Consider the following 14,654-nt stretch of genomic DNA (forward strand, 5'->3'; position numbering starts at 1 on the left):
CGAACCCGGCTGTCTTCACCTTCGCGCGTGCCGTGACGGCATCGAAATATCCTGCGCCGTATGTGATTACAGAAGACTTCACCTTCTGCCGCGGGCGATGATGCCGAACCAGGTTCCGCCCCCGGACACAGCGAGGGAAGGCAGTCCACGCCGTAGAGTTGCGTCTGCGCGCAAAGACCGAGGCCGGCCATTGCTACGTTGGGACATGTGCCGACCTTCGAGGAGATCACCCGACACCACGACCCGGACCCCGCCGAGACCCCCTGGGTGAACGGACCCCCACCACCGGAGACGGTCTCGATCGTTGCTTACGACCCCGAGTGGCCGCGCCGCTACCAGGCCGTGGCGACCGAGATCCGCGCGACGCTCGGCCCGGTGGTGGTGGATATCGAACATGTGGGGTCGACCTCCGTCGAGGGACTGGCCGCCAAGGACGTCATCGACATCGATCTGACGGTCGCCGATCCATCCGACGAGGAGCTGTACGTTCCGCTGCTCGCCCGGATCGGCTACATCCTCACGGTCCGGGAGCCGTCCTGGCACGAACACCGATGCATGAGGCTGGCCGAGCCTCGGGTAAACCTGCACGTGTTCGGACCGGAATGCCCAGAAGTCATCCGGCACCGCATGTTCCGCGACTGGCTGCGCGACCATCCCGAGGACCGCGCCCAGTACGAGGAAGCCAAACGCGCGGCGGTCCCCGGAGGTGGGCATGTCATGGACTACAACGCACGCAAGCAGGAGACCATCCGCGCGATCTACGACCGGCTCTTCCGCGCCGCAGGGATGCTCTAGGCGGGGAACGATGGCATGCCGCGAAACGCGCGTTCCGAGCGGACGGTGGCCGGCCGCGGACTGGTCGGCCACCAAATGCTCATTCCCCGCACGGTCTGATGTAGCGGTTGCCGGAGATCTTCGCCGTTGCCCAGCGGTGTCGACGAGAAGAACCTGACCACCACACCGGTGTATCCGGTGTGGTGGTCAGGGAGGTGGGTGCTATCGGGGTGCGGGTTCGAGTCGGCAGGCACGGTGGTGCGCTGCCCGCCGATAGTGGGAGTTGTTCGGTGTCAGGATGCGACGATCATGATGCAGCCGGGCTTTCCGGGCTCGCTGTTCGAACCAGATCCACCTTGGACGCTACCGCGGCTACCGACACCGCCCTTACCGCCACTACCGCCGGCGCCACCCGTGCCGTTGGTGCCGCAGGCGGTGGTCACGGCGGCTGGTGCGGCGATTGTCCCGCCGGTGCCCGCGGTGAGAGCGTTGCTTGCGGTACCTGCGGTGCTGGGGAAGACCGTGGGGGTGGCTGTCCGGCCGTCGCCGGTTGCGGTGCAGGTCGGTGAGGTGCCCGGGCCACCGCCGACGGACTCCTGACTGGCGGTGCCACCTGTTCCGGGGGTGCCGCCTCCTTGCCCGTCAGGGCTTCCGCTGGTCCCGTCCCGACCGGGGGTAATGCCTTTGCCGGTGTAGCCGCCGCCTCCGCCGCCTCCGCCGGGGCTCAGCACGCTCACCCCGCCGGGACCGTAGACCGCGGTGGCCTCCTGGCCTCCGAGCCCGCCTTCACCGCCGGCGTTGCCGGCGATGCCGCCCCCGGCGCCGCCTTGGGGAACGGTCAGGTCAAGTACGGTCCCAGCGCGCAGACCGGTGATGGTGCAGGTAATCGCGGCTCCGGCACCACCGCCGGCACCGCCCTGACCGTTCGCACCGTCACTCTCGTTCAGTCCGCGCCTGCCGTCACCTCCGATTCCGCCACCGCCGCCACCGGCTCCCGCGCCGATGGTCGTGATGGCGAGCGAGGTCTTTCCTGCGGGCACCGTGTACTGGGTAGACCCGGGGGCCACGCAAGCGGTCGTGTCCCCGGTGACCTCGCATGCCACGTCCGGGGTGATCACGACGCAGCCGTCCCGACCGGCTTTGGGATCTCTTTCAGGGGCAAAGAGATCCGAGTCGGCGATTGCGCCGCCGAACCCGGCCAGCGGAGGGCACTGGGGGGCGAAGTCGAACGGTGTGATCGTCCCGCCGGTGCTCTCGGTATCGGAGGAACCAGCGTGCCCGGCCGTGCTGGTGGCGACGGCACCGAGGGTGGCCGTCAGCCCGGAACCGGTCGCGGTGCAGGTGGGCGAGGTGCCCGGGCTGCCACCGGCGCCGGCTGCACGGGCGGTGCCGTCCTGGTCAGCGGAGTCGTCGTCGGGCAGGGTGCCACCAAAGTCGCCTTCGTCGGTGTGACTCCTTCCGCCGCCGCCTCCGGAGGCGGTGACGTCCACGCCGTCGGCGGTGGAGCTCACCGAAGCGGACCCGCCGCCGGTGAACTGGCCGGAGGTCGAGGGCTCCGTGCCCTGCTTGCCTCCGGCCGGAACCGTCACATCCAGCACGGTGCCGGCCCGCAGACCACTGACGCTACAACTGAACCCAGCCCCGGCCCCACCACCGAGCCCATCCGGGTCCCCGGCCCCACCGGCTCCGATGACGGTGATCAGGATTCTGTTCACACCATGGGGAACCGTGTAGCCGAACTCGCCGGGGGTCGCACACACGGCCGACCTGCCTTCGGTCGGACAGTCCGCCGCCGCGGCGGCGGTACCCGGCACACTCAGCGGCAGCAACGCACCGCCCATAGCCAAAACCCCCAGCCAGGCCCACCCCGCCCGACCGGCACTGCCTCGGTTTTCACCGGGCATCGCTGTCGACTTCCCTGTTCTGGTCACCACTGGTCTGTCGTCCTCCTGCCTGTCAAATTTTCACGGCCATTCGCAGACACACGATTTCCGCACTCAGCACTCATCTCGCCATCGCTGGTGCCGAGTAGTGCCTCGCGGCTCATGTCGGTGTCAAACATTCGTCACCGCGACGGTTCCGGATGGCTGAACCACTCCACCAACGCGCCTCCCGCGCCCTGAGCCCGCACCGCCTATCGTGCGGTAACGAACGTCCGGTGCCGGAGAGCTGCTTCGCGGAGTACGGCGGTCGGCTTCCGGAGCTGATGCTGGAGTTGTGGCGTGCGGTCGAGTTCGCGGGGTTCAGCGACGGGCTGCTGTGGGTGTGCGACCCGCACTACGGGCAGCCGATAGTCGACATCTGTTCGCTACACCACTATGCCGCTGGACAACGGCTCCGACTGGGCGAAACCCACTGCTGGGTAACGTGTTAGAGCGATGACATGCTCACTCGAGTTGGAGGCTTGTAGCTGTGTTTCATCTGGACCACTTCGCGCTCGGGGTAAGCGATCTCGACGACGGCGTACGCAGGCTGGCCGAGCAGACCGGATTCGGCAACTACGAAGGCGGGGTGTTTCCCGGTGGTGGCGTACGCAACTGGATATTCCCGTTGGGCGCGGACATGTACCTAGAGGTGGAGAGCGCCGTCGAGGCATCCGCAGACCCCGCGTCGTCGTGGTTCAGGCGCGCTACCAGCGACGGCGCGGACCATTGGATGTTCTGGTGCCTGCGCGCAGACACCCTCGATGAGCTGGAGCAGGTCGCTCGGCGACTGGGCAGCGAGGTCCAGGTGGTCCCAGGGCGGACGGAACCGGACGGCACCCAACGGGTGGTCACCAGCACCCCTGCCGGGCAGGCAGTATGGCGGGCTCGGCAGCAGGGCCTGCCGAACTGGTACTACCGGGACGATCCAGACAAGAACCCTGCCCGCCGCGTCGTTGTCGGTGACCCAGTCGCGGTCGGGGTGGCCTGGTTGGAAGTGTCCGGTGACCCCGACCAGTTCCGCAGCCACATCGGCGCGGAGACCTTCGACCACTTGCCGTTGCGGTTCGTGCCCGGCGAACCGGGGTTACACGCAGTCGCTGTGCGTACCAGCGATGGCGAGGAGATCGTGATCCGACGCGACCCGGTTGGGCAGGACATGTTCTGACGCGGCGGAATCTGTTCAGTCGCGATACCCGACCGCTGTCCGGTCTCGCGACGCACGATTCCAAGGTGATGGAGGGCATTGGCCTCAACGAGCTGGCTGCCGAGCTTGCGAGACAGCGTAAGGGCTTGTTGGAACAGATCGGCGGCCGCAGCTTTGACGTAGGTGGCGGTGGTGCCGCAGGTGTGGGTGCGGTGTCCGGCGTAGGCGCGGTGCGGTGCGCAGCAGGCGGGGTTGCAGCCGAAGTTGGCTGAGTCGCCCGGTGTCCTCGGTCATACTGGAGCAGGGCCGGGTCGTGCAGCGATCGTGATGACGCAGGGGGATTGCAGTGGGGAGCATGCGACCAGTGCGGTGGCTTTTCGCAACGCTGGCCATAGCCGCGTTGATGGCCGTCATAGGTGTCGTTCGCGGCTACTATGCCTTCGGCTCCGCAGCCGCGGTGGGGTCGATATTGGTGGCGCTTAGCGCGGTGATCCTGTCCCGGTACCCGGTCGCTGCTCCTAGGCCGCGTGATCAGCAATTGTCGGAAGCGTTATCGGAGTTGTCCGGCGTTGTTGCGGCGCAATGGCAGCGGGAGGCCGCGAGCCGTGGGCTGGCCGATCCGCACCCGATGCCGGTGTGCTGGAGCTATACCGAGCCTCTCGCTGACCATGGAGCCCTCGTCTTCCGGGCGACGCCTGGTCGAGCGGCAAGTTTCGAAGGCCGCAGCGATGATGTCCAGAATATGGTCGTACGACTCCGCGCGGATCTGCAGCGTCCGAGGCTGGTGATACTCGGTGAGCCTGGATCGGGCAAAACCACGCTGGCGGTGCAATTGCTGCTGGTTCTGCTGGCGAAACGTGAACCTACCGAACCGATTCCGCTGCTGCTGAGCGCGAATAGTTGGGGCAGCAACGTCTTCCGAGAGCCGCGAGACTGGTACATCGACCGCATAGTCCGGGACTACCCAACCTTGTCGGCGATCGATAAGACGATCCCGCGACAATTGGTCGATCAGAACATGATCTTGCCAATTATCGACGGATTCGACGAACTCGACGCACACCACCAGCGCACCTTGCTTCGCAAGCTCAACCAGTCACTCGGGCCCGACGACGGTCTCGTCCTAACCAGCAGGACCGCCGAATACGCCAACGCAGTTACCAGAGCCGACGTCATCACCGCGGCCGCCGTCGTCACCGCGCAACCACTCTCGGCTGCAGCCGCGGCCGACTATCTCGATGTTTGTCTATCGCCGACTCGACGCCGCCTTTGGGCCGCGGCACTGGAGGAGCTACATCACACCCCCGAGGGGCGCCTGGCGACAGTTTGCCGAACACCATTGGGCGTGTGGCTGATTCGCACCGTATACATCGAATCTGGCCGCGATCCTGCTGGGTTGATCGATCCCACGGTCCATCCCGATGCCGAAGCCCTGAGGGCGCATCTGTTCGACGCGTTGATTCCCGCCTTGATCGGCACACGAAGGCCCGACGCGAGCGGCGCCAATCCCGCACGCCCACATCATGAGTGGGAACCCGAGCACGCCCGTCGATGGCTCAGTTATCTAGCGGTCCACCTGCGCGGCAGAAGCGATATTCGGTGGTGGGATATTCCCGCCGGAATCCCTCGAACGGCGCGGCTGACCATCATGGCCCTGGTCATCGGTGTGCCGGTAGGTGTTTACCTCGGCTTCAACAACGCCTTGCTGACCACATTGTTCGGGGAACGGCATCGGATCGGGGTGTGGGCGATGGTGTTCAGCGGAATCTGCGGCTTGGTGGGTGCCACACTGGTGTTCGGCCTGCTGCCACCGGCCTCACGCACGAGAAGCCTGGAGCCGGGCTACGTGAGTTTCCGAAAACGCACGAGGGACCCCGACGCCGCGCGCCGAATCGGCAACCAAATGCTGAAAGGCCTTTTGGTGGGAATTCCACTGGGCTTGGCCTTCACCGGCGGCATGATCCAACCGTGGAAAGGGTCGAGCTCCCGGTGGGCGTACGGGGGCATAGCTTGGCTCGGATACACGATAGGCACCGGCATGGCTCTAGCCCTGATCTTCGGCGTCGTGACCTGGCTACGAACGCCGGCAGCCGACGATCGGCCACGAACACCTGCTGCCAGCTACCGTGATTCGCGGAACCTGACGCTTCTGCCGGTCGTGCTCGCTGCGCTGGCACCGATCGTGATGCTGCTCAACCCGGTGTCGGTCGTGGTGGTCTGGATACAGAATGGCCTGATCAGCCAGTTCATTCCGAATCCAGTCGATGGGCTCGACGAGTTCCGGGCGGTCTATTCCTTCGGACCAGAAGACTGGCGCCGGACCCTCATCAAGGCCCCGTTCAACTGCATCGTGTTCGGTGGTGTCATCCTCACACTTGTCGTCTGGTTCGGCGAACGTGCCTGGTTCTTGTTCGTCACAACCACTCGATGGGCCGTGCTCACCGGCAAATTGCCCCGCCGGACCATGGCCTTCCTCGATGACGCCCACCGCCTGGGTCTGCTACGTACGGTAGGACCGATCTACCAGTTCCGGCATGCGGAACTGCAAAGGTACTTGGCACGAGATCTCCGCAACTGAGCAGAGTGAGGACCCACGATGACGACCGAACCGAAGCGGGCCCGGACTGTGCTACGCCTCGTGGCCACCGTCATCGCTATGCCGATTCTGCTCGCCGGAGTTCCGGCAACAGCCACACCGGACACCCTCGACGGCCATGCGATAGCGGAGCACATGAACGCCGTTCTGGCATTGGGCGCCACTGGGATTCAGGTGCGGATTCATTACGACGGAGGGGATACCACGGCTTCTGCTGGAGCCGCAGTTCTCGGTAGTGACGAGTCGGTCCCCACCGATGGTCGGTTCCGGATCGCGAGTATCACGAAGATGTTTGTCGCCACAGTGGTTTTGCAACTGGTGGACGAGCGTCGACTTGCGCTCGACGATCTGGTGGATCGCTATCTGCCGCAATTCGGACTGGACTCGCGGATCACCATACGTATGTTGCTCAATCATACCAGCGGCGTGGCGAATTTCAGCAGTGATGTAGATGCGCGGGGAATACCGTATCCGGAGCTTGCCTATGATTTCGACCACCAGTACCGGCCCGAAGAGTTGGTTCGATACGCGCTGTCGAAGTCGCCGCTGTTTACTCCAGGCACCCGATCACGGTATGCAAACACCAACTATGTCCTCGCGGCGATGGTGATCGAGACAGTCACTGGGACACCGTATGAGCAGCAGATCGCCGACCGAATTCTGCAACCTCTGGAACTTCGTCAGACAGTGACACCGCACGCCAGCCACGACGTCCCCGACCCGCATGCGCACGCTTACATGGCGGCTCTGCCGTTAGGCTCACCGCTACTGGATGTGACCCTACAGAACCCGACGTACCTTGGGGCATCGGGTGAGATGATCTCTACCACTGCCGATTTGGTCGCTTTCTTAGAAGCAGTTCTTGGCGGACAGGTATTGGCGCCGGACACGGTCGATCAGATGCTGACCACGCAACCTGTGAACGTTGGGGGAATCGATCTGGTGGAGGTGGGTTACGGGCTCGGGATGATGCGCGTCGACTTCGGTGACGGGTGTGTCGGGTTCGGGCACGACGGGCTGATCGCCGGATATGCCTCCCTCCTCTTCGCGAGTGCAGACCGACGACGGCATATCGTCATATCCGTCACGGGAGGCACCATCGGCCTCGACCCGCTGCACCTGCTGCCTGATCAGGTCTTTATGTCGCCGGTGCGCCGCCTCGCCGCATACTTGCTCTGTGGCTGAGCCTGGCTTCGATAAGCGCGTTGTCCGTGCCGGACGAGGGGTGCGGTCGGCCGGCGAGGTGGCTGCCAACGCTGGGCGCGTACACAGTCACTGAGGTCGGTTGCCTAGGAATGCGGCTGGCGGTGTTGAATTCCCCGAACTCGGTGTGGCGTAACGTCGATCGGAGGCCGACACCTGTCGTACGGGTAGTGGCAGAATATGATGTTTAGTCGTGGCTGAAGTGTTCAATTCCTTGGTTCAGCGTCAGAGGCCGCTGTCGTTTGTTCTCAGGCGACGTACCGAGGAATCCGGGCTGCTGGGAAGACTGGCTCGGATCACCTCGTTGAGCGATCTGGAAAAATTCGAGGCCGATCTGGCTGGAGCGCTCGAAGCGTTGCGTCCGACACCGCCGACGCTCGGTGCGGCCCGAACCGCTTCGCGCGGCGCGCGTCGGTGGCGTCGCGTCGACGAGCATAACGGCGTAGAAGTCATCCGCCATTACATTGCTGTTCAAGCCGACGGTGATCTCGATCTTGTGGCTACGTGGCCGGATCGCGCCGATGACGACCTGGAGCCGGTCGACGCCTCGGCGCGGGCTGAATATGATGCGTGCGAAAAGCCCGGTTTGGCTGAGTTGGAGCGCCTCCGAATTGCGGAGGAGACCTGGGCACTCGGTACGCCGGATCCACCGACCGACGCAGAGGTTACCTGGGCCCTCTATACCTTCGTCGAACTGTCCCGCGACGAGGAGAGAGCCATCAGCGCCGGTGAGCGCGAGATCCAGTCGATCTTCACCGAGCGCATCCGCCTCGCCAACCAGATCCTCGAACGTATCGGAACGCAGCTAGCGGACTATTTCGATACCGAACTGCCGCAGTGGTTTACGGAGTTGATCGCGGATCGACGTGATGAGCTGACCGCTCGTGAAGGAGTCACCGCCACGTTGGCTTTTCCCTCGAGCTGGCCGATGCCGATCCCGAAACTGGTCACCGGCCAGCCGCCCGGGGGAACCGAGCCTGCCATCGGAGAGGAACCACTCGCCGAGGGAACGAACGTCGGCTTCGCCCATCGCTCCCGCTTGGACGAAGCGACCTTCGCCGACGTGCAACGGGTCATTCGACTGTGGGCCAATTCGGTCGAGAGATATCCGGCGACGTTCAGCAAGATCGGTGAAGATCCGCTGAGCGATGTACTGACCGCAGCGTTGAATTCGTCGTTGCCCGGAGCACAACGCGAGGTGTACTCCCGCACAGGTAAGTCCGACATCTTCATCTACGCCAACACTCTCGACGCCGGAAGCGGGCCGGAAAGGGTGTTCATTTGCGAGGCGAAGATCGCGAAGGACGACGGGACAGTGACACGCGCGCTCGATCCGCAGCTGTTCAGCTACCTGAACACCCACGACACTGCTGCGGTACTGCTGTTGTTCGTCAAACAGAAGAAGTTCGATGCTGCGGTCCGAGAACGCCTTGCGGCGTTGCGGACTGTTGCAGGGTTCATCAGGGAAGAGCCTGGTCCCAGTGGGTGGCCGATCTTCGAGTACGAGGTCGACGGCCGTGCTGTGCACGTGTGCATCGCCACTGTTCACACTCCACCGGGCAAGGCGGATCAATAAACCCGACGTGTCCCCGCCAAGACCAGGGCCCATGTGATAGGCCAGCTCGAATCGCTGAGCTACCGGGTCATCCTCGAATCCCCCGCCGACACCGCATAACCACGCCGCCGGACCACGTCATCCCGCCGGGGCATCGGCGGGCCCCACCCACCCGTCCTCACCTGCGGCGGTCACCTAGTTTTCGTAAGAGACGATCGGCCCTGGATTGAAGAGTACGAAGAATCCGCCAGGCCCGAGGGACAGCCCGTTGCCGGCTGTGACACGCCCTATCACCACAGCATCCTGGAAACCGGGAGGGCATTCGATCCCACTTCCATCCGCAGTCTTGGTGACAACACCGCTAATATTGGGGCCTGCGGTGTACAAGATCGGCCCAAATGGCGAGTCATCGGGGTGTGCGATCGAGTTTGCGATCACGCAAACGGGGGTGAAGGTTAACTTGAAACAGTAGGCCCCGAAAGCCACAGGGCGTCTTGAGCTCTGATACACGGCACGTCGCATGTCGACGACGTTCTGCGAAGTGATCAGGTTCCCTAATCCATCAACGCGGGCGAAACCAGGTGCGGACACCCTCCACTCCCTTCGACCTACAAATCGCGGTGGGGTCGGGATTCGGTGAAATAGATTGCGCTATCTGAATTCTCAGATTTGTGGTGGACACTAGGTGCGGCGGGGTGGGTGTTACAGCCCTGGACTGTCGATTATCTGGATCCACAGGCGGATCCGCCATGCGGGCGCCTCTATCTGCTTCTCAGTCGAGTGCGGCAGCTTCAGCGAGACGATCGGCGCCATCCAGGAGTGCGGTACCGAGTTCGCCTTTCAAGCGAGATCCGGCAGAGGAGAAGACGATCGCCCCGATGACCCGGCCGCTCTGCTCTTGCCACGGTTCCGGCAGCGCGTCATCCTCATCTGGACGTGGCCCCGGACCCGGCCACGGCCACTTGCGCGGCCACGGGGTCCCGCACCAGTCATCCACCAGTTCACCGACGATGCGGGTCGACGATTCACCACGGATATCCGCCTCGACTGCGATTCGGACAATCTCGTGTGCCATCTCGGCTGCGCTGACCAGGAAAGCTTCGGATGGCGGGAGAGGTTGGGGATTGAGTGAGACGAGATCAGACTGTCGACGAATGCGGGGACCGTGCTGAGCTATCACTTCCCATGTCTGCGGACTGAGTCTAGCGATGATGGGCAGCAAAGATGCAGAGCGCATTAGCTTCTCCTAGGTTTTAGCTCAAAATCTTCCTGCCCAGTGCTGTGATCTTTGCCGCGGGCAGTTCGAGTCCAATCAATCGATATGTCAAGACCGGCCTGTTTCGATCTTGCTCCCCGGACCCCGACCTTGTCTCTGATTGTTAGCCCTGCAAAGTGGGAACCAGTCGCTAGTCGGCGCATGACCGTACCGACTAGCCAAAAAACGCAGGTAGGAACATGTTAACGAACCAGTTCAGATGCCGAGGGCGTTTGGGCATGAACCGTATTGTCGCACCCGAGATCCGGCCGCGCGGGTGACGCGGGTGGTGTCGGGTATTGAAGCAGCTTCGTCTGGTCTGGTGTGATCAAGCAGATCGCGCTGCCCGAGTGGGACTTCGTCACAGATCTCAGACCCGAGCAGGAACTCCGTATCCTCGAAGTGCTGTTCGACCTGCTCGACCAATTCCTTGCGGAACGTGAAACCATCGCCTGAACCCGCACCGATTACCGAGTGCCGAGGTTCAGGACAGATCGCGGCCGTCGAGTACTTCGATTCCGGTCACCGATCTCCCTACCGGGTCGAACTGTAGTAAGGCGATAGTGTCGCCATCACGTTCCAGCTCAATGATTCTCGGGCTGGGTGAGCCGATCGGTGCGGTCAACAAGACTGGACAGGTGGGTGTGCAGGTGCACCGACCGTAGAACCGTAGATGCTGGATGGTGCGGGCGAGTCGAGCGTCTTCGTCCACCAACAGCTCGGTGATCTCGGTGACCAGGCCAGGAAAAACCTCAGCCAGGCTCGGGAACTGAACCGCCGTCATGCCCGAACGATACAGCGATCAGAGCGCGAGATCCCGGTCTGCTCGCCCAGAGCAGAACGACAAACCTCCGCACATGCCTGCGGAGCGCGCGTTTCGAGCGGGCAGTAGCCCGGCCGCGGACGGTCGGCCCGCCAACGCCTCTGGAACGTCCGCAACTGCCGATCATCGGAAGGTAGACCAGCAGGCGGCTGCGCTGCGTGGCCGCCGATCGGCTTCGACGTTAGCCTCGGTGGTCATGAGTGATCAGTGCCTATTCTGCGGCATCGTGGCCGGTGATCTCCCCGGTGTGAAGGTGGCCGAGGACCATAAGACGTTCGCGTTCATGGATATTCACCCGGCCTCGGATGGTCACCTGCTGGTGGTTCCCAAGCGTCACAGCAGAGATCTTCTCGACATCCCAGCCGAAGACCTGGCCGCCGTCACGCTGGCCGCACAGCGGATCGCCAAGGTAGCCGTCAAAGAACTTGGTGCCGATGGGGTGAACCTACTCAACTGCTGCGGTGCCGATGCCTGGCAAACGGTCTTCCACTTTCACCTGCATGTTGTCCCGCGTTATGTCGACAAGGCCAAGGACCGGCTCGTGCTGCCCTGGCAACCGGGCACGCCAGCCGACATGGAGACTGTCACCGCCTGGGGCGACCGGCTTCGCAGTGCCTTGGGCTGACGGGGATCGACCACTGAACGGCAAACGCGCACCGGAAACGCGAGCCCCCAAGGAACATCCGATATAGCCGCTCACGGGTCGGACCCGAACGGCCAGGCGCGGACGCGCACTTCGAGGATCAACGCCCCGAGTTCATCTCGGGGGCGTTCGTGCGTCCGGGAATGTCGACGTCCGCGACTGCCGTGCGTTCGCCCTGACCAGGCCGGATCACACCGCGACAGCACCTCAGTGTACGAGTATCCGCTCTTGCCGAGGAACGTGCTGGAACTAGATCAAGGCTGGGCGCAGGCAAGAACAGCAGCGGCGCTCACCGAAAGCGCTGCGGCCGCAAGGAATTTGTTGAACATGTGGCGTGCTTCCTCAGCGCGCCGACCAGGGTGCGGCGTTCGCATCGAAGCTACCGCAGCGCACGGACTCGAGATCGCCCCAAGTCTTGGGGGCACGGCAAAGACCATCACGAACTGCGGTGTTCGTGACGGATCTGCCGAAACCGATCTAGTCGCCCTTGGCTGCGGGAGCGCCCTCGTCGGCGGCCATCGCCTCGCGCAGCGACGGACGCGGTCGACTATGACGACGTGTGGGCCGGGCGAGAGCCGTGGCTGCGGCGGATTCGGTCCTTGCCGATTTCCGGGTACACGCCGACGCGACAGTCGATGTGTATTGGATCGAGTCCGGACGACCACTGCGGATTTCCATCAGCTCCGCCGCTGCAAAAGAGGTTTCGGAGCCCTCGACGTGGCGCACGTTGGTCAGCCGTTCAAAATGGTTGGCCACCAACGCCTCTGGAACGTCCGCCTCTGCCGAATATCGTGCACTCGCCGGCCCACTCGCGGACCGACTGATCGATAAGCTGTTGCCGTGAACGAGATGTTGGGAAAAGGCGATGGCTGTGAACTGCCTGCCACCGCTGTCTATTGGCTCAGCGACGATCCGCAACCGGGGATCGTCCTGGTCGAGTTGGTAGATGCGCATGGTCGACCGCACCGACTGGTAGGTAAGAGTGCGTTGTTCGGCGCGGAACTGCTTCCTACATCCGCCTATCCATGCCCCACCACGGTCCAGTGCACCATCGAGGACATCGATGACGGCATAGCTACCGTCAGCACATGGTGGTTATCCGGTGCCCCTGACGATGTGCCGTTCGTCTTCGACGTACGACTGGACACCCTCGGTCCAACTGACCGCCTACCACCGTTGTCTGCAACCACATCCGAATCGACGATCGGAACGGAATGTTCGAGTACAACCCTGAAATCATCGCCGAGTTCCGTGCCAACAGCGGCCGGGTCGGCGGCCGATTCGCCACGTTAGATCTGGCATTGCTTACCACGGTCGGCGCCCGGACCGGCCTGCCGCGCACCAGCCCCGTCGTGTACTTCACCGACGGTAGCGACATTTTCGTCATCGCCTCCGCCGCCGGTTCCGACCGGAATCCGGCCTGGTATCACAACCTCGTCGCCAACCCGGAACTCACCGTCGAGGTCGGTGCCGACAGCTACCGGGCCAAAGCAACACCCACCGAGGGTGCGGAACGCACCCGGCTGTTCGCGAAGGCCGTAACCGTCCAACCGGGTTTCGCCGAGTTCGAGGCCAAAACCCGGCGACTGATCCCGGTGCTGCGAATCACCCGAATCAATTGATTCGTGGCCTGGCCGCGGGGCGGGCGTTTCGAGCGGACGGTGGCCGGGCGTCTGATTGGCTGGCCACCAGCATCTCTGGAACGTCCCCTTCTGCCGAAGAGCGTGCGTTCGGCCGACCCTGAACAAGCGGTCGGCCGACGCTCGAAGAACGTCCGGATCTGCCGATTTCAGTGCATCACCGCACCCGAACCGTCTGTGCGACGACGCCCTCGGCGGGCGGCCGGGCTGGTGTTCACGTATGGCCTCGCTGGCGAGTTCGTCCACGGTTCGAGTCGACGCACAAGCAAGGGCCTGGCCGACGCCCGCAGCCATAAAAGAGAGGTTATCGGCAGCGGAAACTGGTTACTTCATGGGGGCCCAGCGCCTCTCCGAATATATCCTCCCCGACGCCGGCGCGGACATCTTCACACTTGTGGGTGTTGCCATTCTTGTCGACGATCTTTGCCTTTTTGACTGTGCCCTGGGCGGGTGCACCGTTTCCCGGCGTGCAGTCCTTTCCCGTATACGCCCCTTCGTAGCCACCTTCTCCATCACCATGGATCACCTTGTCGCACACGTACTTGTAGTCCGGAGCGGCAGAGGCAACCGCAGCGGTGATCGTCGAGCTCGTTGCCGCCGCCAGGCATGCCGCGACGAGAACGGCGGTCCTGCCAATTCGAACAAGGGGCATCTGCTTGTCCTTCGGTTCCGGGGCCTCTGCGGGCCCTGAGTCACGGATACGCCCAGTATTCGACGCGATCGCGAGTTTGGATGGCACGGCCTTGCTCTGACGTTGCCAGCGGTCAGGTTGACCGTGTGACGACATTCGAGGCCGTTGCCAACCTTGATATCTGCAAATCAACGTATGACGTCCCGTATCACCTCATCTATGCTGACTTCAGTCATGCCGAGTGAGCGATAATCAACGTAAGTCGTTCTACATCAAGCGGTTCTGGCGTCCCAGTCCGGCTGGCTTCAGTCGACGCAAGTGCACTCTCATGCCGCAGTGCGGGCGTTCCGCGCGGTGAGCTGCCTCGCCGCCCAGGGGGCTACTCAGCTCCGTCAGGAGCGTCCAGACCTGCCGAATTGCGCGTCTGTACTGGAGATGGGCTCAGTCATTCACTGAATTTGAAAA

At 63.4% G+C, this 14,654-nt stretch carries 14 protein-coding genes; 9 read left to right on the forward strand and 5 right to left on the reverse strand.

What is annotated here, in order from left to right:
* Window positions 1-207: 207 nt before the first annotated feature.
* Window positions 208-795, forward strand: a complete 588-nt coding sequence (locus tag AB0M22_RS32675; protein ID WP_364735101.1) for a GrpB family protein — start codon at window positions 208-210, stop codon at window positions 793-795.
* Window positions 796-1,067: 272 nt separating this feature from the next.
* On the opposite strand, the gene AB0M22_RS32680 is transcribed toward AB0M22_RS32675, so the two are convergent.
* The gene (locus tag AB0M22_RS32680; RefSeq protein ID WP_364735103.1) at window positions 1,068-2,615 is read right to left on the reverse strand and encodes a hypothetical protein; all 1,548 of its coding nucleotides are present in this window, start codon (window positions 2,613-2,615) and stop codon (window positions 1,068-1,070) included.
* A gap of 242 nt (window positions 2,616-2,857) precedes the next feature.
* Here AB0M22_RS32680 and AB0M22_RS32685 point away from each other — a divergent pair, with 242 nt between their 5' ends.
* The 5 genes from AB0M22_RS32685 to AB0M22_RS32705 all read left to right on the forward strand — a co-directional run bounded on the left by AB0M22_RS32685 (window position 2,858) and on the right by AB0M22_RS32705 (window position 9,218).
* Window positions 2,858-3,148: a GAD-like domain-containing protein gene (locus tag AB0M22_RS32685; RefSeq protein WP_364735105.1), complete on the forward strand. Its 291-nt coding sequence runs from the start codon at window positions 2,858-2,860 to the stop codon at window positions 3,146-3,148.
* 38 nt (window positions 3,149-3,186) lie between these two features.
* Window positions 3,187-3,864 (forward strand): VOC family protein, encoded by a 678-nt coding sequence (locus AB0M22_RS32690; protein WP_364735107.1) that lies wholly within the window; start codon window positions 3,187-3,189, stop codon window positions 3,862-3,864.
* A 343-nt stretch (window positions 3,865-4,207) separates the two neighbouring features.
* A complete protein-coding gene (locus AB0M22_RS32695; RefSeq protein ID WP_364735109.1) occupies window positions 4,208-6,421 on the forward strand; it encodes an NACHT domain-containing protein in 2,214 nt (737 codons plus the stop codon).
* A gap of 18 nt (window positions 6,422-6,439) precedes the next feature.
* The gene (locus AB0M22_RS32700; RefSeq protein WP_364735111.1) at window positions 6,440-7,624 is read left to right on the forward strand and encodes a serine hydrolase domain-containing protein; all 1,185 of its coding nucleotides are present in this window, start codon (window positions 6,440-6,442) and stop codon (window positions 7,622-7,624) included.
* Between the two features lie 211 nt (window positions 7,625-7,835).
* On the forward strand, window positions 7,836-9,218 hold the full coding sequence (locus tag AB0M22_RS32705; RefSeq protein WP_364735113.1) for a hypothetical protein: 1,383 nt from the start codon (window positions 7,836-7,838) through the stop codon (window positions 9,216-9,218).
* Window positions 9,219-9,969: 751 nt separating this feature from the next.
* On the opposite strand, the gene AB0M22_RS32710 is transcribed toward AB0M22_RS32705, so the two are convergent.
* On the reverse strand, window positions 9,970-10,434 hold the full coding sequence (locus AB0M22_RS32710) for a hypothetical protein (RefSeq protein ID WP_364735115.1): 465 nt from the start codon (window positions 10,432-10,434) through the stop codon (window positions 9,970-9,972).
* Window positions 10,435-10,776: 342 nt separating this feature from the next.
* On the opposite strand from AB0M22_RS32710, the gene AB0M22_RS32715 reads away from it, so the two are divergent.
* Complete coding sequence (locus AB0M22_RS32715; protein WP_364735117.1) at window positions 10,777-10,908, forward strand: hypothetical protein; 132 nt, start codon at window positions 10,777-10,779, stop codon at window positions 10,906-10,908.
* Between the two features lie 28 nt (window positions 10,909-10,936).
* Here AB0M22_RS32715 and AB0M22_RS32720 read toward each other — a convergent pair whose 3' ends face one another.
* Complete coding sequence (locus AB0M22_RS32720; RefSeq protein WP_364735119.1) at window positions 10,937-11,236, reverse strand: hypothetical protein; 300 nt, start codon at window positions 11,234-11,236, stop codon at window positions 10,937-10,939.
* A gap of 235 nt (window positions 11,237-11,471) precedes the next feature.
* On the opposite strand from AB0M22_RS32720, the gene AB0M22_RS32725 reads away from it, so the two are divergent.
* Window positions 11,472-11,900 (forward strand): HIT domain-containing protein, encoded by a 429-nt coding sequence (locus tag AB0M22_RS32725; RefSeq protein ID WP_364735121.1) that lies wholly within the window; start codon window positions 11,472-11,474, stop codon window positions 11,898-11,900.
* Between the two features lie 495 nt (window positions 11,901-12,395).
* On the opposite strand, the gene AB0M22_RS32730 is transcribed toward AB0M22_RS32725, so the two are convergent.
* Window positions 12,396-12,872 (reverse strand): hypothetical protein, encoded by a 477-nt coding sequence (locus AB0M22_RS32730; RefSeq protein ID WP_364735123.1) that lies wholly within the window; start codon window positions 12,870-12,872, stop codon window positions 12,396-12,398.
* Window positions 12,873-13,132: 260 nt separating this feature from the next.
* On the opposite strand from AB0M22_RS32730, the gene AB0M22_RS32735 reads away from it, so the two are divergent.
* Window positions 13,133-13,540, forward strand: coding sequence for a nitroreductase family deazaflavin-dependent oxidoreductase (locus AB0M22_RS32735; RefSeq protein WP_364735125.1), 408 nt, complete (start codon window positions 13,133-13,135; stop codon window positions 13,538-13,540).
* A gap of 322 nt (window positions 13,541-13,862) precedes the next feature.
* Here the strand turns inward: AB0M22_RS32735 and AB0M22_RS32740 are convergent, their stop codons facing one another.
* Entirely contained in the window at window positions 13,863-14,210 is a 348-nt protein-coding gene (locus AB0M22_RS32740; protein ID WP_364735127.1) for a hypothetical protein, read from the reverse strand.
* Window positions 14,211-14,654: the final 444 nt, after the last annotated feature.

The sequence above is a fragment of the Nocardia sp. NPDC051756 genome (assembly GCF_040681495.1).
Lineage (GTDB): Bacteria > Actinomycetota > Actinomycetes > Mycobacteriales > Mycobacteriaceae > Nocardia.